At 63.1% G+C, this 268-nt stretch carries 1 pseudogene; it reads right to left on the reverse strand.

The features are described from left to right. A pseudogene (locus KJQ96_RS39155) lies at positions 1-268 on the reverse strand (metal-dependent hydrolase); the annotation flags it as partial.

Here is a 268-nt window from a genome sequence, read left to right on the forward strand (position 1 = left end):
GCCGAAATCGAGCACGACGATACGATCGACCAGCGACATTACGAACTCCATGTCGTGCTCGACCAAAAGGATCGTCAGATGATCGGCGCGCAGCGACCGCAATAGCTCGGCAAGCTTCAGCTTCTCCTGGCGACGCAGGCCGGCTGCTGGTTCGTCGAGGACGAGCAGCGTCGGATCGGCGGCGAGCGCGCGGGCGATTTCGAGCACGCGTTGATTGCCGAGCGGCAGATTGCCGGCTAGCTCGAATGGCTTGTCGCCGAGTCCGACG

The organism is Bradyrhizobium sp. sGM-13 (genome assembly GCF_018398875.1).
Classification (GTDB): Bacteria; Pseudomonadota; Alphaproteobacteria; order Rhizobiales; family Xanthobacteraceae; genus Bradyrhizobium.